Below are 25,554 nucleotides of genomic sequence, written 5' to 3' on the forward strand. Positions count from 1 at the left end.
TGGTTTAAATTTCTATCTAAATCGTTTGTCCAGTTCTTCGTTATCAATGATGGTGATAACAGGTTTTCCTGTCGGGGAAAAATGTGGCATGTTACAACGAAATAATTTTCCTGTAAGAGAAGTCATCTCTTCGGCGGAAAGAATCTCTCCGTTCTTCATGCACGCATTGCGTGCCATGATGGCTGCCAATTGCTCCCTGATCTCTTTTGCCGGATCAACTTCTCCGGTTTTGTATGCTTCCAGAAGGTTTTCAATCACCCTTGAAGCATTTACGTGATCAAATTCTGAAGGAATTCCGTTTATACGAAATTCTCCATTGTTAACCTCTTCCAAATCAAACCCAAATATAGAGAGTTCTGTCTTTATTTCCCTGAGTAAAGTGGATTCTTCTTCATTAAACACCAGAGTTTCTGCAAAAAGAACCTGCTGGGTGGTGGATTTGTTCGTTTTTATTGAATGTAAAAATTGTTCGTACAAAATTCTTTCATGCGCTCTTCTTTGATCGATAATCATCAATCCTGATTTAACAGGTGTGATGATAAACCGGCCTTTCATCTGAAAGTAGGTAGCCGAAGATGGCGGGTTTTCCATCTGATCGGGTGTTGGTACTTCGTCAGTGTAATCAGGGTTTTTACGTGATGGAAGAACGATGGACTCAGGTGTTTCATCTACATCTTCAAACGAGGTGAGATTCTCAAAGTCAGGCTCATCATCGGAATCTCTATAAAGAGATTCCCAGCCTGATGTTTTGCTCCGGCTTACCGGTGTGCTGTAATCCGTTTTAAACGGATTGTAGTCGGGATTGAATTTTACTTCCGGCATCTTAACCTCAGATTGTCTGGTAAAAGCCGGAATATTAATCTGTCCTTCTGTATCAAAATCAATGGAGGGAACGGCGTTGTGCTTTCCCAGGCTCTCTCTGACTGCGGCATTGAGAATTTTCCAAACCAGTTTCTCATCCTCAAATTTTATTTCTGTTTTGGTGGGATGAATGTTTACATCAATTAGGTCAGGATTAATATCAAGAAAGAGAAACCATGAAGGATAGGCATCTTTTGCGATCAGATTCTCATAAGCATCCATCACCGATTTATATAAATAGGGATGCCGCATGTAGCGGTTGTTAACAAAAAAGTATTGGTCGCCGGCTGTTCTTCTTGCATTTTGAGGTTTCCCTATAAAACCGCGCACATTAACAATGGACGACTCGGTGTTTACAGGCAGCAGATGTGCATTGCACTGTTTCCCTATAATGCCAATGATTCTCTGTCGTAAATTCGATTGCTGGAGATTAATCAATGGCTGATCGTTATGTATGAGAGTGAAGGCCACCTGCTCATTGGCCAAAGCCACTCTTTGTACCTCGGTAATGATGTGGCGCAATTCTGTGGCATTTGTTTTTAAAAACCTACGCCGCGCCGGTACATTATAAAAAAGGTTTTTAATAAGAAAGTTACTGCCTGTCGGACAAGTAACCGGTTCTTGTGTTTCCACTTTAGACCCTGCAATTACAATTCGGGTGCCCAGTTCTTGATTCGCAGTTTTTGTATTGAGTTCAACGTGTGCAACTGCTGCGATGGATGCCAATGCCTCACCACGAAATCCCATAGTTCTGATGGAAAACAGATCATTTGCCTCCTTTATTTTTGAAGTGGCATGGCGTTCAAACGCCATGCGTGCGTCGGTTTCACTCATTCCACTGCCATTGTCAATGATCTGAATGAGTGTGCGTCCGGCGTCTTTAATAATGATCTTAACTTCGGTGGCACCTGCATCAATGGCGTTTTCTGTAAGTTCTTTAACTACCGATGCAGGCCGTTGTATAACTTCACCCGCTGCTATTTGGTTGGCAACTGCATCGGGGAGGAGCTGAATAATATCCGACATGGGCTTTTCTCTTATTTACAGAAGCATCCAGGTTTTACATAAATTGACTGTACCAGTCGTAACCGGCATGTAACAGGTAATAGAATAAGGCCATCAATGCAATAAGGATGACTACCAGCCTGATGTTTGATTTTCGTCGCACACTTCTGCTTACTTCGAAGGTGTTTTTTATTCTACGACGCATTTTCCCTTTTATGCGATCTTCAAAAGAGCTGTCGGTTTCTCCATCCTCTGTGGGATTTAATCCCATCTCAACCCTGATTCTTCGTTCTCTTTCCCTGCGTTCCTCTTTTGCCTCATCATAATAGATGGGATCAAGATGAAACTTTCGGTGCTGGGGGATTTTAATAAATGAAAACCTCATGCTTTTTTCTTTGGTTGTATGGTTATGAACGCAAAAACTTTGCCTTTTTTGCTTTTCATTACCATCTATATATTATATGATGCAAATTTACAAAATTGGGTTGGTCTTTCCATATTTTTAATGAAGGAGTTATACGCATTGAATTTTACATGTTCTGATTTCATGAATTTTTGTGTGGGATTTTAAACTTCCTGCTTAAGATCATTAATTGCAAATCCGGTCACTGTTATTTGAAAAAGTTTTATTTAGGTGTCTATGATTTGCTATTCAAAGACTCCCGAAAATCCGGGAGAACTAGTCCCGATGCTTCGGGACTAGTTTCATAACCTAACCCCCCTCGCCGGCAAGCTCTGTAAAATAAGCATCAAATTGAAAATCAGAAAAATTATGGAAATCAGATTTATGTGACGTAGCTTTTATAGATTGTCTGTCTGAAGTATACATCATGACTCATTGTCTCCAAATATGGTTGTTTGGTTGCAACCTGCTGATAGAGATATTCCCTTAAGTTAACATATGAAAAACCATTGTTTTTTCTATTGCACACGTGTGTTTTTATAGCTAACTAAAAGAATGACATATTGCTGTTCTTAAGAGGTTTAAAAAGGCCGTTCTGTTGTGGTCTGTGTCACAAACAATTATAAAAGCAGAAATGAAAAAGAAAAAAAATAAATGTGAAAATTCTTGCATTGAAAGCAAAATTAGCTTAAAATTGAACTTTGAAAATAAAGGTATTTTAATGTTTCAAGTTTAGGTCTGAAAGTTAGAAGATTTGCAATATCAATGTCGTTACAGCTTATATATAAGAATTATAAGTTCTTTATTTTATTAGATAAATAGATCTTTGCTGTTTTATTTAGAATGTAAACAAACGTGAATTTTGCATAATCGTTTAGTTTATAAAACAGCCAAAAGAAGAATTTGAGATAAAATAAACATAAAATTTGATTCATTTTTAAATTAGAGAGCATAAATCAATTTATAATCGTTTATAATTAAAAGTAAAAATTGATGAGAATAGAAAATAGATATCAACAAAAAATGAGTTATTATTAAATAAAACATTAAGATTTGAGCAGAACAGAACAGTATACTAATTAATTATTTTATAAGGTGAAGATTTTCAAGCAGTATTATTTATTTTTTAACTTTAACTAGAGAACTATGAGAAAAAGTCTGATTTTAATTTTTTGCTTGTTTTTAAGCTACACTGCCTATGCACAGCAACGTGTAAGTGGTGTGGTTAATGACAGTCAAAACTTCCCTGTTCCAGGAGTAACCGTTCTGGAGAAAGGGACAACAAATGGAGTCATCACAGACTCTCAAGGAAGTTATACAATTGATGTAGCCGGTGCAGACGCTGTATTGGTTTATTCATTTGTAGGAATGGAAACACAAGAAGTATTAGTAGGTAATCAAACTACAATTAACGTTTCAATGCGGGATTTCTTCTCGGATTTGGACGAAGTTGTGGTAATTGGTTATGGTGTTCAAAGAAAAAGATTAACTACAGGTGCAAACATTAATGTCGGCTCTGACGATATACTTCGTCAAAGTAATACAGAAGCTCTTGGTGCAATACAAAGCCAGGTGTCCGGTGTTAATATTGTTCAGAACTCTGGTATGCCAGGTGAAGGGTTCAAAGTTAACATTCGTGGACTTGGAACCATTGGTAATTCACAGCCTTTATATGTAATTGACGGGGTTGCCGGCGGAAACATTAGCCACCTGAATCCAGCCGACATTGAATCTATTGATATTCTTAAGGATGCTGCTTCTGCGGCCATTTATGGTTCGCGTGCTGCCAATGGTGTAATCCTAATTACTACAAAACGCGGTCAAAGAGGCGCAATGCAGGTTTCATATGACGGTTACTTAGGAATTCAGCAAATTGAGAATTTGGCTAAACCTCTATCTGCCAGTCAGTTTATCGAAATTCATAATGAGGAGAGAATTCAATCTGGTCGTACCCCTGAAGACTGGGCCGGTAAAATACCCGGATTGTATCAACAAATTCAGAGTGGACAGTGGAACGGTACCAACTGGTTAGATGAGATCTATAACAAGAATGCTCCGATCCAGAACCATGCGATCAATATCACTGGAGGTTCAGATCAGTCTGTTTTCTCTATGGGATTCTCTTACTCTTCTCAGGAAGGTGTATTGGGTTCACCGGTTGAGCCTCATTTTGACAGATATACTGTGCGTTTAAACAGTGACCATACTGTAATTGAAATAAACGGACGTGACGTGGTTAAAGTTGGACAAACATTGAACTATGGTTACACTGAGAGATCCGGTATTGCAATCGGTGGAATGTACTGGAATGATGTAAGAAACATGTTGTCAGCAAGTCCATTGGTTCCTGTTTATAACGATGCCGGAGAGTGGTTTGCAAATGCTGACACGCAGTCTTCAGGTATAGCTAGCATCAGCCCAAGATTATATAATCCCGTTGCTCAGATGGTTCTTCAAAGAGGAATGAACGAATCCCGCAATTATAATCTCAATGGTAGTGCATATTTACAAATTATGCCTATTGAGAATTTAACTTTCCGAAGCCAATATGGTTACAGATATAATGGTAACACGTACCGCAATTACGAACCAGGCTATGACCTTGCCGGTGATGCAAGAAGTGGTGCACCAAGTATTACTCAAACTTCTGGAAATGGTCACAACTGGACATTTGAGAACACCTTAAACTATTTGTTCAGACAAGATGCCCATACTGTTGATGTGCTTGTTGGACAATCAGTTGAGAAATGGGGATTGGGATCAACTATCAATGCTAGAAATGCCTATCCAACGTTTGTTGGTTTCGAATATGCTTATCTGGATAACACTGATGGAATCACAGCTGGTACAACCAGAACTCGGGGAGCTCCTCTTGCTCAAGGTCAGTTGGCATCTTTTTTCGGAAGGGTAAACTACGACTTTAATGAAAGATACCTGCTGACGCTTGTGATGAGAGCAGACGGTTCTTCAAATTTTGCCAGAGGCAATCGTTGGGGATACTTCCCTTCAGTTTCTGCCGGATGGATTATGTCAGATGAGTCGTTTATGCAGGATTTTGACGCCATTGATTTTCTTAAGCTGCGTGCGAGCTGGGGACAGAACGGAAATTCAAGCATAGATCCATTTCAATATTTGGCTCTGATAGGTTTTGGGCCCCTGAATCAATATAGATTTGGTTCTGATAGAAGCGTACTGCAATTAGGAGGCTACCCATCAATGCTGGCTAACCCTGATGTTTCATGGGAAACGTCAGAACAGTTAAACATAGGATTTGATGCTTATTTCCTGAGGTCTCGTCTTCAAATGGCTTTTGACTACTATGTAAAAGACACAAAAGACTGGTTGGTGCGGATGCCTTTACCAGCAATTTATGGAGCTGATGCCCCATTTTATAACGGGGGAGATGTTCAAAACAGAGGTATAGAGATTGGACTACGTTGGAACGACCGCGTTGGAGAGTTTAACTACGGTGCACACTTCAATTTTACTAAAAATGAGAATGAAGTTACCAGACTTGGTAATGCCGACGGGTATATCATGGGTCCGGGAAATGTTATTTCACAAGGTACCGATCCGGTCTATCGTGTAGAAACAGGCTTCCCTATTGGTTATTTTTATGGATATAAAATTGCAGGAATTTTCCAGAATCAGCAACAAATCGATAATTGGGATGGACCATTCTTCCAGGAAAATCCTCAACCCGGGGACATCATTTTTGTAGACTACGATGGTGACGGAGAAATAACACCTGATGATAAAACCATGATTGGTAATCCTCATCCTGATTTCAGAATTGGATTTGGAGTGAATTTTGCCTATAGAGGATTTGATTTTTCAGTTTCCGGACAAGGAGCTTTTGGACACCAAATCATGCAATCATATCGCTCATTTGGGGATAATGAGTACCACAACTATACCACCGACATTTTAAGCAGACGTTGGCATGGTGAAGGCACTTCTAATGTGTTTCCACGCTTGGTTGCAGGTAATAATCCTCAAAGGTTAGCCATCTCAGAAATATATGTGGAAGATGGAGACTATGTTAGGATTCAAAACCTTACACTTGGGTATGATTTTAAGAGATTGATGCCTAATTTGCCGCTTGGACAAGCCCGTTTGTATGTTGCAGCCAATAACCTGATTACCTTTACTAACTACTCAGGTATGGATCCGGAAGTTGGATACGGTGACGATCAACCTTATGTGTCTGGAATTGATTTAGGATTCTATCCGTCTCCACGAACATATTTGATAGGTCTTAACCTGAAATTTTAAAACCATTAAATCTAGGACATTATGAAAAAAATATTATATTTATTGATTGCCGGTGTTTTGTTTATGGGATGTGAAGATTTCCTTGATTCTGATCCTCTTACCCAAAAAACATCTGCAAACTATCCTCAAACCCGGGCCGATGCGGAACAATTAATGGCCGGGATATATACCATCATGAGTTCTTTGCAGCACAGGGCAGATGAGAGTCCATTCTTTATTTGGGAAATTGCCAGCGATGACAAACTTGGTGGTGGTGGTTTGAACGACGTAAAAGCCCAGGCTTATGAAACTTTTCAATTCTCAGATAATGAGATGACATTATGGCCATGGGCAACTCTTTACAGAGGAATTCATCGTGCAAACTTCGCGCTTGAAGTTATAGACAATGTTCCTGATGAGCAGGTTAGCCCTGCTTTAAAGAATCAATTTAAAGGAGAAGCTAAGTTTTTAAGAGCATGGTTTTATTGGCAACTGAACACCATTTTTAATGAGGTGCCGCTTAAATTAACTTCCGAAGCGATAAACCTGCCTGCTGCTTCTGCAGATGATATTTACGGACAAATTGCATCTGATTTAAAAGCTGCCATTGAGCTAATGCCTAATGTTCCTTACACCTCAACTCAACAGGGACGAGTTACCAAATGGGCGGCTCAGGGTTTAATGGCAAGATGCTTCTTGTTCTATACCGGCTTTTATGGCAGAGAATCCATTACACTTCCTGAAGGTGGTTCTGTAACCAGAGCAAATGTGATTGCATGGCTTGAGGATCTTGTTGCCAATAGCGGACACCGTTTGGTTGATGATTTTCATGAGTTGTGGCCTTATACCAATTCTCTGACCATTGGTGATTATGACTATATTCAGAATTATATGGCAGAAACAGGTAAGAGCTTGCTGTATGCTGCTGATAACGGAGCAAGAAATCCCGAGGCTATTTTTGTGCAGCAGTTTAACAATTTTGCTGCCTGGGATATTGACAGGGGTTATTCAAATACTTATCAGTTGTTTTTTGCATTAAGAGGTCTTCAACACGTTTCCGGAACATTCCCATTTGCAGGAGGCTGGGGTCAAGGAAACTCTGTTCCTGAATCGTTGGTTAACCAATGGCTGGAAGATGAACCAAATGATCCAAGGCTTTGGGCTTCGGTTCTTGATATTGAGGCGGAACTTTCTGGCTATCAAAAAGGCCAGTGGGATTTTGTGATGGAGAGTAACTACTGGGGCAAGAAAATTCATGGTATTGCAGTAAAAACAGAACAAGGGCAATATTTTGACAGCTATAGCCACCTAATGTATGGTACTCAGAATAATAATCAACTTGGACATACCGATGATTTAATGTTCATACGTTATGCTGATGTACTATTGATGTTGTCTGAGTTAAAAGAAGATGCAAGCTACATGAATGAAGTAAGAGCTCGCGCCGGATTAGATCCTGTTGATTATACACTGGAAAATCTTCAGAAGGAGCGCAGATATGAGCTTGCTTTTGAAGGATTGCGATGGAATGATATGAGACGTTGGGGTGCTGAATACACCACTGAGCATCTTGAGCATCAGGAAGGCGTGGCCATTTTGGATTTTGGCGAATGGACTACTCACAGTGCTCTTCACCCATCTGGTTATACGGCTCGCTACAATGCTACCCAAGGATTTTTCCCAATTCCTTTTAGTCAGATCAGATTATCAGAGGGACTATTGGAACAAAATGCCGGATATACTGAAGGTGGTCTGGGTTTATATCAAGGTTACTAGCAGTATTCTTTAATAATACTTTTAAGTTTCAAGGTTGCCAAAATATTTGGCAACCTTGTTTTTTGTATCATAGTTGAATGTTTAAGGCCTTAGTCAGTCAGATTGCCAGGTGGGGGACGCCAGAGGGAAAGAGCGTCTTAAGCTTTGAGTATAAAGTCCAATGTATTCCGTATTTGAGAATGAAAGAGGTTGAGGAGACTTTTCTTTGGAAAGCAATTAATGGCTATAAGTGTGTTAAGATATTTCCACCATAAATACCAAGGGTGAACTTAGACTAGACCGGGGCTGGAACGAATAAGTAACTAGCAGATATATGAAAGGGCTGCCAATAAATTTGGCAACCCTTTTTGTGTTTTAAATTGATTAGCATTTTGATACATAGCTAGCCTCATGTCAAATCGTAATCGTTTCCCACTATCACGACTTTTACCCAGTTCGACTGAGCTCACGACAGTGTCAAAGGCTAAAGCCACAAGGATCAAGATAACTTGACACTTGATAAGACTAATTTGGTGTCGAATCTTTAATCATAGGAATTGAGATCCTACTTCGGGTAAAAGTCAGGCTCGCACCTCAATAAAGGTTTGTTTGAATGTTAAAAAATGACAATAAATACGCATTAGTACAAAAATTTGATAAAATAGTATTAGTGAAAGGGGAAAATACGAACTAGATTTGTGTACTGTATAAGTGTAGTCATGACACCAATGTTTTTATGCCTCACTTATTCAACTTTGATTTTAAGTTCCAAACTTCAAAAACATTATCAAAATTTAAATCAAATCTTATGACAAAAAATCTGCGTTTGTTGTTTTTCCTTTGTCTCCTCAGTGGCCATTTGATGGTTTTTGGGCAGACAAGAACAGTTACGGGAACCGTAACTGACAACACCAATGATCCATTACCAGGAGTCTCTATCATTGCAGAGGGGACTACGATTGGAACTGTTACAGACATCGATGGAAACTATCAGATTGCATTGCAATCAGACCAAAACACATTGGTGTTTAGTTTTATTGGTTATGACACCAGATTCGAAGAAGTTGCCGGTCGTTCAGTGATTAACGTGGTTCTTGAACCTGCTGATGTAATGCTCGATGAATTCGTTATGGTAGGATATGGCGGTATGCGAAAAAGTGATATTTCCGGAGCCAGCGTATCTGTCGGGAGTGATCAAATCAGACAATCTATCTCTGCCAACCTTGACCAGGCTTTACAAGGACGTGCTGCCGGTGTAACAGCCATGGTAACTTCCGGACAACCCGGTGCATCTGTGTCTGTTAGAATCCGAGGACAGGGAACCTTGAATGCAAGTGCTGCTGAACCCCTTTACGTGATTGATGGTGTTCCTGTACAAAATGTTTCACAGGGAGGGCATTCTGTAGGATTGGGTGATCGCTTAGGTAATGCTCCAGTTAGCACCTTTGGTGGAGGATTAAGCAGTATTAATCCTGCCGACATTGTTTCGATGGAAATCTTAAAAGATGCATCGGCCACTGCCATTTATGGGTCACGAGGAGCAAACGGGGTGGTCTTAATTACTACCAGAAGAGGCCAAACCGGCGAAGCACGGTTTGACTATGAGTTTAACTACGGGATACAGCATCAGGCAAAACACATTGATGTTATGAATTTAAGGGAGTTTGCTGAGTATAGTAATTCAATTGCAGCAGAAACAGCAGGTAGAGACCCTCGTGTAGAACTTTTAGACCCAACACTTTTAGGAAGAGGTACTGATTGGCAAGATGCAGTATTTAGAACTGCACCCATGCAAAGTCATCAGATCAGCGCCTCCGGTGGCACCGAAAGTGCCAGATATTATGTGTCAGGAAGCTATTTTACCCAGGAAGGTACTGTAATTGGAAGTGATTACGAACGATTTACCGGGCGGGTAAATCTGGATGCAGATCTTAAAAGATGGTGGACAATTGGTACAAATATCTCCTTATCCAGATCTGAAGATAATCTCGGATTGAATAACAGTGAGGAGGGTATTATTAATATTGCCTTAAGAAGTTCCCCGGACGTTCCTATATACAACGTTGATGGCACATGGTCAGGTGATGAACGAGAAGGTTCACCAGGAAGTGTAAATCCGATTGCAAAAGCTCTTGACGAAGAAATTCGTTTAAAAAGAACAAATCTATTGGCCAATGTTTATAGTGACATAACCATCACCGATGGTTTGGTGTGGAGGTCTGAAGTTGCATTGGATTTGGGTTATACAAACGCCTATACTTTCCAACCAACCTATAGATATGGAAATGTTGAAAACATTTCAAATTCATCCAGATGGCAATTTAACCAGAATACATTTTGGGAATTAAAAAACTATGTGACTTATAACCGATCATTTGATCTGCATAACGCAACTATGATGGCAGGTCAAGAGGTCTCTGAATGGAAATATGAGTTTCTGAGCGGCTCTAGCACCGGCTTGCCTTCCAATGAAGTTCGATCTCCTCAGTTGGGACAATCATCTTCAATGAATGTGGGCTCCGGTTTTGGTAGTGGAGCAATGGCCTCGTTCTTTAGCCGTGCAAATTATAATTACGATAACCGATACTATGCTACGTACACATTTCGCTATGACGGGTCTTCCAATTTTGGCCCGGAAAACCGTTGGGCTCCTTTCCATGCAACATCCGTTATGTGGAGAGTTTCAAATGAGGCGTTTTGGGATGGCATGAGCCATATAGTCAGCAATTTCCGCATCCGCGGTGGTTGGGGGCAAACAGGAAACTCAAGCATTGGTGGCTATAGATGGGGTGCTTCCATTACAAGTATGCCGACAGGACTTGGCACAGGATATCGTCAGACGAATATTGCCAATCCTTTTGTACAATGGGAAAAGCAGGAACAGTATAACCTGGGATTTGATGTAGGCTTTATCAATAACCGTATTGATCTGGTTTTAGAATTGTACCAAAAAACATCAACAGATATGTTGATGGAATTGCAGTTGCCATCTTACATGGGAACCAGGGGTAATGCATCATCAAGGCTGAATCCTCCTATGGGTAATTTTGGAGAAATTGAAAACAAAGGGATAGAGATTACTTTGAACACAAGACCTGTAGTTGGCAGATTTCAGTGGGACAGCAACGTAACTTTTACAATGAACAAGAATAAGCTTTTGGGACTGGGTGATTCGCCTTCTGCACACATAGAAGGGTATGGACAATGGACAGATGTGGTTAGTTTAACAACTATTGGTCAATCCTTATATGGATTCTATGGCTATCAAGTTGCTGGAATTTATACAAGTAAAGAAGATATTCTTAACAGTCCAAGACCTGAAGCCTTCCCGGGCGTAAATGAAGAAACAGGTGAGCTTTTATGGAACAGGCAAAATACAGTTTGGGTAGGCGACATTAAATTCAAAGATATTTCCGGACCTGACGGCAAACCTGATGGAGTTATTGATCAGTATGACCGTACTTTTCTTGGTTCTCCATGGCCTAAATTTACATTTGGTTTTGCAAATACATTCAGTTATCGAAATTTTGATTTGAGTGTATTTTTGCACGGGACATATGGAAACAAAATTCTTAACTATGTGGGACGATCATTAACAGGAATGAATACCATGTGGAATAACCAGTTAGCGACCATGGTTGACAGAACTACTTTACGACCCATAAATCCTGATCAGGTTTACCTGGATGCCAGTGGAAATCCATACGAGAACTGGTTCAACGATATTGATAACGTTCAAATTGACAGATTAGGTAAGGATAATACTCCAAGAGCTATTACTGGTGATCCCAATAACAATCGCAGGATTTCTGATAGATACATTGAAGATGGATCTTATATAAGAATTCAGAACATTACCCTGGGATATAATATTCCAGCGCATGTGTCTAACAGATGGGGCCTAAGCAATGTAAGAGTTTATACCAATCTCCAGAACATGTGGACTTTCACCAAATATAGTGGCTTTGATCCCGAAATTGGTGCCAGCCAAACCAGTTCAAACGTATATGGATTGGACAATGGCCGTTATCCATCACCACGTATCTATTCTTTTGGGGTGAATGTATCGTTTTAAAATCAAAGGCATTATATGAATATGTGAGAGAAATGGATATAGGTTATAATGCTTAACAAACAAAAAATATACAGATGAAAAAATATTTTAAACATACAGTTTGGGCAATGGTCGGAATGTTGCTTTTAACAACATCCTGCGAGGACTTTTTGGACAGACCAACAGAGGACGCATATACCATTGACAATTTTTTCCAAACCAACGAGCAGTGTTTTCAGGCTGCCAATATTCTTTATAATTCTCCATGGTACGATTTTCAGAGAGGGTTTCTCTGGATTGGAGATATGCTGGCTGGAAATATTTACCAGGGAACTGACAATATTTACCAGAATTTTAACCTAAGTTCTTCAAATGAAGACCTAATTAATGCATCAAATTCACTGTGGTTGGTAAATGGCCATGCAAATGCAATAATCGAGAACATTGCAACACGGGCAGGCAGTAATGTGAGCGAAGAGGTTAAAAATACTGTTACAGGAGAAGCTATGACAATGAAAGCTCTTGCCTATTTTTATCTGGTTAGAATTTGGGGCGAAGTTCCTATCATACATAGCAATAGTCAGATACTTGGAGACGGTACAGCAAATACTCTCCCCAAAAATCGACTTGAAGACGTATATGAATATATTGAACGTACTTTGCTCCGCGCAATAGAGCTGTTACCTGAACAAAATACCACAGGAAGAATCAATAAATATTCAGCCAAGGGGTTGCTTGCTAAAGTTTACCTAACCAGATCGGGTGTTAATCAGTCCGGCTCCAGAGATCAGCAATATTTAGATTTGGCCAGAGACTATGCGAAAATGGTGATAGATGGATATCCCGGACAACTTGAACCTGAATACAGCAATTTATTCAGAATTTCTACCGGAAATTATAATCCGGAGAATCTGATTTCTTGGCGTTGGACCATTTCAAACACCTGGACTTCCCAAAACTCCATCCAATCTGATGTTGCTCTTAACAATTTTACAGGCCTGGCCGACACATGGGGCAGTTGGAGAGGAGTCACGCTTGACCTGATCAATCTATTTGGAGATAACCCGCTTAGCTCCGAGCGTCAAAACGAAGACAGACGAAGAAAGGCCACTATTATGATGTGGGGAGACCATTATCCATATTTTTGGAGACACGAAGGCGGCTTTACCGCGACAATGGACGATGATGACAATGTTGCCGGTGCTGTTTTTGGAGTCCCAACCGGTGGATATATTGTAAAACACATCGTTGGGCACATTGAAGGAGATCATTATGATGAAAATGGACGGGTTGGAGCTCGAATGGCAACTGATTTGGCAACACATATATTAAGACTTGCAGATATTTATCTGATATATGCGGAGGCAATTTTAGGGAATAATGAATCGACAAATGATCCTGAAGCATTGGAGTATTTTAATCGAGTGCGTTTAAGAGCAAATCCAAATGCAAACCCATCTACTAGCATCTCTTTTATGGACATTTTTAATGAACGTCGTAAGGAGTTTGCAACTGAAGGAGATAATTGGTATGATTACGTAAGACTCTCATACTATAATCCTCAGCTCGCTGTTCAATTAATTAATGCACAGGAGCGCGGAAATTTCGATGGTCTTTATTCATTCTACAGGGGCGAGTCTTCTCAAGGAGATGTAACATTAAACTCTTTTAAAGTTACCATTTCATCATCTAGTTTTAAACTACCATTCCCGGATATAGATCTAGCAATGAACCCAAATCTTACCGGAGAGCCGGTTCCATTTGATTTTAGCTCGATTCCGTATTAAATTGGTTTGAAATACTTAAATAACAATAGCTATGAAACAATATATAAAGAAAGATTCACCGATTTTTGTGGTGATGCTTTTACTAATCAGCATTTTTGCAGGAACTATATTTCAGTCCTGCGATGATGACGATGATGACAATGGAATGCCTGAGATACAATATATCAGGATTACTGATCCTGATAAGTCAGACTCTTTGATTGTGCGTGCATTCTTAGGAAACACCATCGCCCTTGTAGGGAGTAATTTGCAAAATGTAGTTGAAATATGGTTCAATGATCAACCAGCTAAATTGAACGTTAACTATATAACCAGACGCTCAATTATTGTTACAATCCCCAATGCAATCCCTGAAGAGGTTACCAATCAAATAACCTTGGTTACGAGAGGAGGCTTGGAGTATAAGTATGACTTTCAGGTAGTTGTTCCTTCTCCGTTGCTTTCATCAATGCTTTGCGAATATGTTCCGGATGGTGAGATTGCTGTAATCAGGGGCAACTATTTTATCGATGATGAAAGCGCGCCTCTGGAAGTTATTTTCCCGGGCAATATCCCCGGATTCGTAGAGGAGGTTTCAGTAACTCAGGTGAAAGTAAGAGTTCCTGAAGGAACTTCCTCAGGCCCTATTGCTGTAAGATCTATTTATGGTCAATCTCGCTCTTCATTTTATTTCAGAGACGACAGAAACATATTCCTTGATTTTGATCATCTGTTTGGTGCGGGGTGGCGACCAGGAAATGTCAGAGGAGACGATCCTGCTGGAGTATCAGGAAACTATCTTGCTCTCACAGGTGCTATAGCCGACTGGGACTGGCTTGAAGACAATCTGGCCATGAACTTATGGGGAGTGAGTTCACCCGATCATTCGGCTCCATTGTTCGATTTAATGGGGAACAGACTTGAAGATATGGTCTTGAAATTTGAAGTAAATGTTGTAAACCCTTGGGCTGTTGGTTTTATGCAACTAATCTTTACACGATATGATGTTGCTAATACTAATGCTTACTACTCAGATGAATCTTTAGGAAGAGCTTTGTGGCGTCCTTGGTTCACATCAGGAACTCCTTTCCAGACTGATGGCTGGATAACGGTTACCATCCCCATGTCTGAGTTTAGATATAGTCATAATGCGGAGTTTAATGATCTCTCTTTAACCTACCCAGATAGCTTTGGAGGTTTTACCATTTTTGTTTGGGGTCCCGCTTTGGACGAAGAGGCCGGGCCTGCGGATCTTTTCTTTGCAGTTGATAATATACGTGTTGTTCCCCGATAGATTAACCTGATAATTTTAAAAAATATGCAAGATATATTAAAAAAATACGGACGGTTTTCATTTTATACTCTATTATTGAGTACATTAATGGCCGGTGTCCTTTTAACATCATGCGAAAAAGATGACGATGATGAAAGAAGCGACAGGATTGAACTTCTGAGCTATGGGCCAATGCCCATAGCCAGAGGAGCTGAATTACGTTTTATCGGGAATAATCTTGATAAAGTAACTGCAATTATTCTGCCTGACAATATTGAGATTGCCGCATCACAATTTACAAAACGCGAGCGTTCCCTTTTGGCACTTATAGTGCCTCAAAACGCAGTTGAAGGATTGGTTGTATTGAAAACTCCGCAGGGAGATATAACTACTAAAACTCCAATTGGCTTTTCAGAACCAATTTCAATTGAATCTTTCAGCCCCGGAACCATTAAACCCGGAAGTGAATTGACCATCACAGGAGACTATCTTAATTTGGTAGGCGAAATAATATTCACTGACCGGATTGCGGTTGACAGCAGTCAATTTGTTAGTCAAAGCCGTGAAGAGTTAAAACTAATAGTTCCAGCAGAAGCTCAAACTGGCATTATAGCTCTTTCCAATGGAGCAGAAGATCCAATTATAATCTACTCCGATGAGCAACTAACGGTTATTGTTTCAACTATTGAATCTGTAACACCAAATCCGGTGAAAGCAGAAACAGAATTATCCATTAAAGGTGCGGACCTTGATCTTGTTGTGCAAATCCGTTTCGCAGGCGACCAGGTTGTCAATGCAGATGATTTTGAATCCCAATCTGATGAAGAAATAGTTGTTGTTGTACCAGAGAGTGCTCAGGATGGAGTTGGCAGCATAGTGATGGCTTCCGAAATTAAAGTTACTTTCCCTGAAGCACTCACCATGGCAGTTCCTACCATCAGTGAAGTGACCCCGATGACACTTAAGAATGGGGAAAGTATTTCAGTATCGGGCGACCATTTAGATTTGGTGATAGCTGTAACCTTTGCTGGAGGAGTTGAAGGTGAAATTATTTCACATACAGAAAGTACTATGACGATTGTTACTCCTGAGACTGCCATTACAGGAGAGGTTCTCTTTCACACCAGGGCAGAAAAGAGTGTCTCAGGCGGAGATATTGTATTTGTTGATCCCGTCTTTACCTCATTTTCCCCGGTTGAAGCTCAGGCCAATAATACAGTTGTTATTACGGGAGAAAATCTTGATTTAGTTAAAAATGTGTGGTTTACAGGAAACATGCAGGGAGAGATCACTGCTCAGGGTGAAACCGAAATCACCGTACTTATCCCGGTTGGCTCGCAATCTGGTAAAATTACCCTTGAAGCTCTGAATGGCGTAATGGTAGAGTCTTCTTCAGACTTTACGATATTAACCAATTTGCCTGACATTACAGGATATAAGCAGGCGAGAGCAGAGCCTGGTAAAATTCTTACTATTTTGGGAGAAAACATGAGTCTGATAAAAGAACTTGTATTTCCTGGTGGGATTTTTGCAACAGCCTATGGTTTAAAAACAGAAACTAAAGTAGAGGTATATGTCCCAGCTGGTGTAACCATAGGTGAAGGGCAAATCCGTATGATTACCTATGAAGGAGAAGAAGGTTTACTTCCTACCATATTCTTTGGCAGTGTTGATCCTATTTACGATCCAAATCTGGTCTTCTTTGATTTCAATGGAACAGGGAAAGATTCATGGTGGGGCAACGCCATCAATAGTGGACCAGAAGATAATCCTGATACTTCAGCTGATGGCACTCCATATTGGAGAGTAAACGGTATGAGTGGCACCGGATGGTGGGATGGGCTATTCTTCCGCAACAGCAGTAATAATTATTCCGCTGAGGGTGTAGATGTGAATACCTGGGCGGTTCGATTTGATCTTAAAACATTTGAATCATTCCCAACAGAAGGAAATCTCAGCGTTCGTCTTGGTGGAGGGGGAGATACTCATTTCTATGATTTCAATCTGAATAATGCCATGGGGTTTGCCGATACCAATGGTTGGATCACGGTTACCCTACCATTATCTGGATTCCTCCACGAATCAACAGGAAACCCGCTGTCTGATGCGGCATTGGGAGGAAGTGAGTTTGGAATGATTTGGCGCAGTGGAGTTTCTGTGAATGTGAATATAGGAATTGACAATGTAAGATTTGAACCTATTCCATAACAATTTGAACATGATATTTCCCCAAACATATTACGTTTGGGGAAATATTTGATAAAATAGACCACAGAAGCTTCTTGGATGGGCGTTTCTGTGGTTTTATTTATTTGGTGGTCGATAGAAATGTATCAGAAAATGCCTGAAAAGTACTGGATTGATACCATTAAACAGCATAAATTTACTTCAAACTCAAATTCAATAAAAATGATACGTTTATTTCTTCTTTTTATTCTTGCATTGATGGTATTTCCTGCGTGCAGTGAGGATCGTGAAAGTCATGAACCACCAGTGTTCAAAAGCAGCTTCCCTGCTGATGGGGCGACTGAGGTAAGGTTGTCGGCTGAGGTAGAAATTACCTTCGATGAGGTTATTACTTTGTCAGAATCTCATGGAATTACCGTAAACGAAAAACCGGTGGAGGCCTCTTCGCTATTGACGAAAGTAGTCTTAAACCTTACGCTTGAATATGATAAACATTACTCGGTAAATATTCCTGCAGGAGCTGTTATAAACACTTTTGGGGTTCCATCTCAATCAGCGGTTTCATTTAGTTTTACAACCGTTGCTGCTCCTCAGGACCAGGTGACAGCAGAGTTGGTAGTAAACAACCCTTCATCGCAGGCGATTAATCTCTTTAATTTTCTCATCGATAATTATGGGGAGAAGTCAATTTCAGGAGCCATGGCAAATGTATCATGGAACATCAATGAAGCAGAGTGGGTGTACCAGCATACGGGGAAATATCCTGCAATGAATGGATTTGATATTATCCATTTATGGGCCTCGCCGGCTAACTGGATTGATTATACTGATGTTTCCGTTGTGGAAGATTGGTGGAACAACAATGGAATTGTACATTTTACATGGCACTGGAATGTGCCGGTTGAGCAAGGCGGAACCAATTATGCTTTTTACACCAATGAAACTTCTTTTGACATTAGAGAAGCAGTAAAAGAGGGAACGTGGGAAAATGAAGTGATCATGGCCGACCTTGAAAAAGCAGCTGATGTGCTTGAATTATTAAGGGATAAAGGGATTCCGGTGTTGTGGCGTCCACTTCACGAGGCCGCAGGGACATGGTTTTGGTGGGGCGCAAAAGGGGCAGAACCATGTAAGCAGCTGTGGAGAATCATGTTTGATTATTTTGAGTCACGTCAGTTAAATAACCTGATATGGGTATGGACTGTTGAACCAAACGACGATGATTGGTATCCGGGCGATCAATATGTGGATATGATTGGCCGTGACATATATAACAGACATAATGCACAAAATTTGGCCGATGAGTTCAATTCCATACAATCCAGATTTCCGGGTAAGATTATTTCTTTAAGCGAATGCGGAAACTTATCAACCATTTCTTCACAATGGGAGGCCGGAGCAAAATGGTCTTTCTTTATGCCGTGGTATGATTACAGTCGTACGGTCAATATGAGCGGTACTGCGTTTTCCGAAGAAAGCCATGAGTTTGCTAATGCTGATTGGTGGAGAGATGCTTTCAGCAAAGATTTTGTTTTAACTCGCGATCAAATGCCGGATTTAAAATAATGTCAGAAATAGTCTCACGGGGTCTGCTTTTACATATAAAGGTATTGCAGTATGGTTGATTATCGGATTTTAAGATATTCTACTATAACGTTTTTGAAATGCCTCTTAACTTCAAAGGTGTAGTTGTTCGAAATGTAGACACCTCATTTTTTAAAGCAATTTTGCTTACTTCGGTTTCTCGATTGAGAAATGTAAAACAATAGAAGACTCTTTTGTCTATACTTTAAATACCGAATATTATAGGTAGTAACCTTATTCTAATGAGTAAGGTGGAGCGTAATTTCATTTTTGCCTATGTTAATTTATGTGTTCTTTTAATATTTTATGTTTTTTATTGCTAAATATTATTTAAATTAGCTAATATATATTTGCAAATAATAATTGCTTGCCTTATCTTTGCGAGTAAGTGTTTCATTGACACCATGGTGTTTTCGGAATGTGCAAGGCAAGAAAGGCAATAGTAACAGGATTATATTTATCTATTAAGATAGTACTGAGCAAATTGTAGAAGTGGTTTTCGATTAACATTATTTTATAAAAATCTAAAATAGGCGCTTTGCTGAATTAGTCTTTTTAAGTAATCACTCAATAATACTTAATCAGTTTGTAATTAAATTAAATCTTATGAAAAAAACGTTAGGACTTTTGTTTCTGATGATGCTGACGACGATGTTAGCAGCTCAAGATGTCACTGTAACAGGACGGGTGACATCTGAATCTACCGGGGAAGCCATTCCCGGAGTCAGTATAATGGTGGTTGGAACAACCATTGGTACCATTACTGATATTGATGGTAACTACTCATTATCTACTCAAATGGGAGAAACCTTAAGGTTTTCTTTTATTGGGTATAATAATGAAGAAGTGACCGTTACCTCAAGTACAATTAATGTGCTTATGATCGATTCATGGACAGACCTTGATGAGGTTGTTGTAATTGGTTATGGCGTACAGAAAAGAGCGTTAGTTACCGGCGCTAATGTTAATGTACAAGGGGATCGCATCTCTGAATTGAACACCACAACAGCTATGGAAGCTCTGCAGGGAGTGGCTGCCGGTGTAAGTGTAACTCGTAATAGTGGAGCACCTGGAGCGGGTACCCGTGTTACTATCAGGGGGTTAGGGACAATTGGTAATTCCAGTCCTCTTTATATTGTTGATGGAGTAGCTGTTGGAAACATTGATTATCTGAATGCATCAGATATTGAATCCATTGATGTTTTAAAAGATGCTGCTTCTGCAGCAATTTATGGTTCTCGTGCAGCCAACGGAGTAATTCTTGTAACCACAAAAAGAGGAGTGAGAGGATCTCAACCCCGTGTTACTTACGAGGGATATTATGGAGTACAGAATATCTACAAAAATTTAACGCCATTGAATGCGCAGGAGTATATGTTTATTATGAACGAAGGCCGCACAAACGATGGATTAGCTCCCTATGACTGGGAAACCAGAATCAGAAATAACAGCTATTTAAACGCAAACTTTCCTGATCAATTAGGTTCCCAATTAGGCGATTATGTATGGAATAAACTTCAAAATGGATGGGAAGGTACGAATTGGATTCATGAGATGTCAAAGGACAATGCACCGGTGCAAAGCCATGCAATCAACATCACCGGAGCCAGTGATGACGTGACTTATTCATTAGGCTTTTCTTATTTCGACCAGACTGGAATTTTAGGAGGAGATATTACTGATGCCGGTTATAGAAGAATAACTGCCAGAATGAACACAGAGATGATCATTTTTAAAAATGACAGGCATAATGTATTAACTGTTGGTGAAAATTTTACTTATACAAATACTGAGAATCGGAGTATTGCAACAGGTAATATTTACTGGAATGATCTTCACAATGCGCTTGTTACGAATCCATTGATGCCTGCATATTGGGATCAGTCTCCACATTCACAAGGTTTTACACCTACTTTGGAAGGTGTTGCATTGGGTCAACACAACCCTCTGGCGGTTATGTATCATCGTCACAACTATAATTGGGGCAAAGGGAATAATATTACCGGAAATGTTTATGCCATTATAGAGCCAATAGAAAGTTTAAGGATTCGTTCCTCATTTGGAGTCAATGCCTGGTTTGGCCATAGCAGATCATGGGCACCTACATATCGCCTTGCTACACAGTACAGTAATACCAATGACGCTGCTACACAGGAGATGTATCAGGGAGTCAATTACACTTGGACAAATACAGTTAATTATGATTTTGCAATTGATGATCATCGCATTGGGTTATTAGTTGGGTCAGAAGTTTTAGAAAACAAATTGAATTTTAATGTAGGAGGATCCAAGGCCAAGACCATTTTTGGGCTACCTCAATATGCTTATCTTGATAATGTAGTTGCGGAGTCTATTAGCGACATAGGCACTTGGGGACGTGACTGGGCAGCACAAGGTGGCGGATTGCTATCCTATATGGCCAGAGCTTCATATAACTATCAGGAAAGATATATGCTTGACATGACTTTCCGTGCGGATGGATCTTCAAACTTCGCAAAAGGCAACCGTTGGGGATATTTTCCTTCTGTTTCTGCAGGATGGAATTTTACTGAGGAGAACTTTTTTGATGGGTTAGGTTTTATGGATTTTGGTAAATTAAGAGCGAGTTGGGGACAAAATGGTAACCAAAGCATCCCAAATTTTATCTACAGTTCAAATATTGCCTATCGCCCACAAGGATATTACTTTGGTCCTGATAAACTGGTTTCATCACCAACAGCTGTTCCTGAAAACGTTCCAAATCCCGACGTAACCTGGGAAACTTCAGAACAGCTTAACATTGGTCTTGATGGACATTTCCTTAACATGCGATTAGCTCTAACATTTGACTGGTATAAGAAAACTACCAAGGACTGGTTAGTACAAGCTCCGATACAAGGGACTGCTGGTGCCGGAGCACCATTTATAAATGGTGGTGATATTGAAAATAAGGGATTTGAAATTTCTCTAGGATGGAATGACCGTATTGGAGAATTCAGATATGGAGCAATGGTTAGCGGAGCCTACAATGAGAATGAGGTTACCCGTCTTGCAAATGCTGAAGGTATAATTACAGGTCCTCCACATGTATTGTCTCAAGGAACCGCCTATATTTCACGTGTGGAAGTTGGCAAGCCTATTGGATTCTTTTATGGATTCCAGACAGATGGAATCCTTCAGAATCAGGATGAAGTAGACGCTTATGTAGGGCCAAATGGTCGTCCATTTTTTGAGGATCAGCGTCCGGGTGATGTTCGCTTTGTTGACCAAAATGGTGATGGCGTAATTGATGAGAATGACAAAGTTATGCTGGGAAATCCAAATCCCGACTTTGAGCTGGGAATCAGACTGAATGCTGAATACAAAGGGTTCTTTGCCAATACTACTTTAACCGGAAAGTTTGGGATGCAAGTGATGCAGTCGTACAGATCATTTGCTGATCAATTTACCCAAAACTACACCACCGACATTTTTTCTCGTTGGCACGGAGAGGGAACATCTGACAGGATTCCGCGTTTAAGTTCCTCCTCGCATCGTAATACAAATTACATTTCTGATATTTATCTTCATGATGCTGACTATTTAAGAATTAACAACCTAACTGTTGGATATAGATTTGATCGCTTTTTGAGGAATGTAAATTGGATGGAAGCAGCATCGCTATATTTTTCATTTAATAACCTTTACACATTTACGAATTATGATGGTATGGATCCGGAAGTTGGCTTTGGTCATGATGCTAATTGGGCATCGGGTGTAGACCTGGGGCTGTATCCATTGCCGAGAACCGTTATGGTTGGTGTAAACGTAACATTCTAATTCTAAACAAAAACAGTATGAAAAGAATAGTATATATAATGGTTACTGCCGGTTTGATCTTATTCGCCGGAAGTTGTAGCGAGGACTTTCTGGATACTAAAAACTTGTACCAGAAAAACCTGGAAAACTTTTATCAGACTCCCCAGGACATAATTGAAGCTATGGGAGGTGTTTATAATGCACTATACGTTAATGGAGTGCATAGTGAGGAGCATGTAGCTGCCAATTTATTGAGTGACTATATGTTTGGTGGTGGTGGCCCAGATGACATTTCGGCAAAAAACGTAGCAAATTTCGTTGACCCAAATGAAGATACATACAGAGATTTGTGGATTGAGACTTACAATGGTGTATACCGTTCAAACGCCATCATAGAAGCCGCTTCTCAGGCCGATTATTCACCATTTTTTGATACGGAGCAGGAAGCAATTGAATTTCGTAATTCTGCAGTAGGCGAAGCCTATTTTATGAGAGGTTTTATGATGTATAGAGCAGCTCGTTTTTTCGGCGGAATGCCACTAATCAATTCAACTGATACCCCACGAGATGTACCACGATCAAGTTTTACAGAAACATTCAGCCAGATTGCAGCAGATTTCAAAATGGCAGCAGAATTAATGCCGGCTATTTCAGCTGATCAAATTCCTCTGAGAGACTATGGACATGCAAACCGATGGGTTGCAAAAGCATATCTTGCAAGAACGTACTTGTTCTATACCGGATATATGACTAATATGGCAGGAAGTCCGACAGATGTAGTTCCTTTACCTGATGGTGGTACCCTAACCAGATCTGAAGTTGTTACCCATCTTGAAAACATTATGGCCAGCAGTGGATATGCTTTGGTATCCGACTTCAGAAATCTATGGCCATATTCACATGTAAACCAGAGTGCTGGTCAGGTGGTTTTACCATGGGCCGAGGACGAAGGGTTAAGTTGGGTTGGTCAGGATGGACACAATTCTGAAATAGGAACTGGAAATACTGAGGTGATGTTTGCTCTTCGCTATGCCTTTGGCAACTGGGATTGGGACAACGGACAGAAGTACAATAACAGAGTCCCATTGTTTTTTGGAATTCGTGGCAATTCTATGGTTCCTTTTGGTCAAGGTTGGGGATGGGGTACCGTTCATCCTGCATTCTTTAATAGTTGGGATGATGAGGATATCCGGAAGAAAGGCTCTATTCTTGAAGTAGGTGACGCAGCCCAGGCAACTGACGGTTATAGTTCCCCGGATAATGCTGATCATGAAACAGGATTGTTTAATAAGAAATATACAACACTCCAACATGATGGTGCTGATGGTGTTCAGGGGATGTTCTATTATGTTTATGGCTGGTCGCACGGAGATGGAATGCAATTGTGGGCTGCACAGGATTTTTATTATCTAAGGTATGCGGATGTTTTGCTGATGCATTCAGAACTAACAGAGACTGCCGATGGAATCAATGCTGTTCGCCAAAGAGCAGGATTAGATCCTGTAAGCTGGTCTATGGAGAATCTTAAAAGTGAACGCTTATATGAATTTGCATTTGAAGGTCTGCGTTGGTTTGATTTAGTTCGTTGGGGGGATGTTGAGAACTCTTCTAATAATTTCTACTCTGTTGTTGCTGAAGTAAGCAATGCTGGTGGAATTATTGTAAATCATAGTGTAACTTATCGTCCTGAAACGAAGGGATTATTGCCCATACCTGAATCGGAAATCAGGCTTTCAAATGGTGTTTATGAACAAAACCCCGGGTGGTAACTTTTAGTATAAATATTAAAACTATACAAAATGAATAGAAAGAATATATATTGGCTGTTTATAGGAGCACTAATGTTGGTCTTTTCAGCATGTGACCCTATTGAAGACCGGGATGTATTGAAAAACAGCTTTAATCCGGATGCAATTGAACTGGAAGCAATTCAATCTACTCCCGGAGGGAATAAACTTACATTAAAAATGAATACTCCCGGAGTTACAGGATACTGGGATTATGTAATCGACAAAAAGTTCTCTGACAGAGTTGAAGTTATCTACCCGATACCTGGTTTAAATACTTTTACATTTCATGTTACAACTGCCTATATGACAGATGGCACACCTATGAATGTAGAGTATGTTTCCAAATCTATTGATGTACAAATAGATGTGTTGGATAATCCCCTCCCTGCAGCATATTATGCTTTAGTAGGCGATGATTTGGAAGGAAAAACATGGGTTTTTGATGGCGGCCCTGAGCCGGAACAAGGGGGGTTATGGTGGTATATGGTATCTCCTACTAATCATGAAGAAGTATGGTGGAATGCCGGAGGTGAATGTTGTCCTCCTTCTGATGCCGCAGGAAGAATGATATTTGATCTTGATGGTGGTGCAAACTATACCTATTATTCAGGTCCGGATGCGGATCCTATTACCGGAAGCACGTTTGCATTTAATAGTGACTTCACAACACTTCGCATCGTTGGTGATGCGAATATTTTAGGATCAGAGGGTAACCCTGGTAACAATCCTGTGTTTAATATCATTGAATTGAGTTCAGACAGAATGGTGTTGTTTGTACCAAATGCAGCTGGGGGCACAGGTTGGATTTGGGTTTTCCGTCCTGAATAGATCCTGGTTTTTTAACT

12 protein-coding genes are annotated in these 25,554 nt (G+C 40.2%); 10 read left to right on the forward strand and 2 right to left on the reverse strand.

Annotated features, from left to right (window positions below; genetic code table 11):
• Positions 1–12: 12 nt before the first annotated feature.
• Complete coding sequence (mutL, locus tag EV194_RS02055) at positions 13–1,887, reverse strand: DNA mismatch repair endonuclease MutL (protein WP_132431583.1); 1,875 nt, start codon at positions 1,885–1,887, stop codon at positions 13–15.
• A gap of 34 nt (positions 1,888–1,921) precedes the next feature.
• Entirely contained in the window at positions 1,922–2,251 is a 330-nt protein-coding gene (locus EV194_RS02060; protein WP_079555839.1) for a hypothetical protein, read from the reverse strand.
• A 1,164-nt stretch (positions 2,252–3,415) separates the two neighbouring features.
• On the opposite strand from EV194_RS02060, the gene EV194_RS02065 reads away from it, so the two are divergent.
• The 10 genes from EV194_RS02065 (at position 3,416) to EV194_RS02110 (ending at position 25,537) form a co-directional block, all read left to right on the forward strand.
• Positions 3,416–6,544: a SusC/RagA family TonB-linked outer membrane protein gene (locus tag EV194_RS02065; protein WP_132431585.1), complete on the forward strand. Its 3,129-nt coding sequence runs from the start codon at positions 3,416–3,418 to the stop codon at positions 6,542–6,544.
• Positions 6,545–6,565: 21 nt separating this feature from the next.
• Entirely contained in the window at positions 6,566–8,299 is a 1,734-nt protein-coding gene (locus EV194_RS02070; protein ID WP_132431587.1) for a RagB/SusD family nutrient uptake outer membrane protein, read from the forward strand.
• Between the two features lie 787 nt (positions 8,300–9,086).
• Entirely contained in the window at positions 9,087–12,353 is a 3,267-nt protein-coding gene (locus tag EV194_RS02075) for a SusC/RagA family TonB-linked outer membrane protein (RefSeq protein WP_132431589.1), read from the forward strand.
• Between the two features lie 74 nt (positions 12,354–12,427).
• Complete coding sequence (locus tag EV194_RS02080; RefSeq protein ID WP_132431591.1) at positions 12,428–14,119, forward strand: RagB/SusD family nutrient uptake outer membrane protein; 1,692 nt, start codon at positions 12,428–12,430, stop codon at positions 14,117–14,119.
• Between the two features lie 31 nt (positions 14,120–14,150).
• Positions 14,151–15,392: a glycan-binding surface protein gene (locus EV194_RS02085; protein ID WP_132431593.1), complete on the forward strand. Its 1,242-nt coding sequence runs from the start codon at positions 14,151–14,153 to the stop codon at positions 15,390–15,392.
• Positions 15,393–15,416: 24 nt separating this feature from the next.
• On the forward strand, positions 15,417–17,579 hold the full coding sequence (locus tag EV194_RS02090) for a glycan-binding surface protein (RefSeq protein WP_132431595.1): 2,163 nt from the start codon (positions 15,417–15,419) through the stop codon (positions 17,577–17,579).
• A 201-nt stretch (positions 17,580–17,780) separates the two neighbouring features.
• Positions 17,781–19,124, forward strand: coding sequence for a glycosyl hydrolase (locus tag EV194_RS02095; RefSeq protein ID WP_132431597.1), 1,344 nt, complete (start codon positions 17,781–17,783; stop codon positions 19,122–19,124).
• Between the two features lie 624 nt (positions 19,125–19,748).
• Positions 19,749–22,940, forward strand: coding sequence for a SusC/RagA family TonB-linked outer membrane protein (locus EV194_RS02100; RefSeq protein WP_132431599.1), 3,192 nt, complete (start codon positions 19,749–19,751; stop codon positions 22,938–22,940).
• Positions 22,941–22,957: 17 nt separating this feature from the next.
• Positions 22,958–24,688, forward strand: a complete 1,731-nt coding sequence (locus tag EV194_RS02105; protein WP_132431601.1) for a RagB/SusD family nutrient uptake outer membrane protein — start codon at positions 22,958–22,960, stop codon at positions 24,686–24,688.
• Between the two features lie 30 nt (positions 24,689–24,718).
• Entirely contained in the window at positions 24,719–25,537 is an 819-nt protein-coding gene (locus EV194_RS02110) for a hypothetical protein (protein WP_132431603.1), read from the forward strand.
• Positions 25,538–25,554 lie beyond the last annotated feature (17 nt).

Source organism: Natronoflexus pectinivorans, assembly GCF_004345615.1.
GTDB lineage: Bacteria > Bacteroidota > Bacteroidia > Bacteroidales > Marinilabiliaceae > Natronoflexus > Natronoflexus pectinivorans.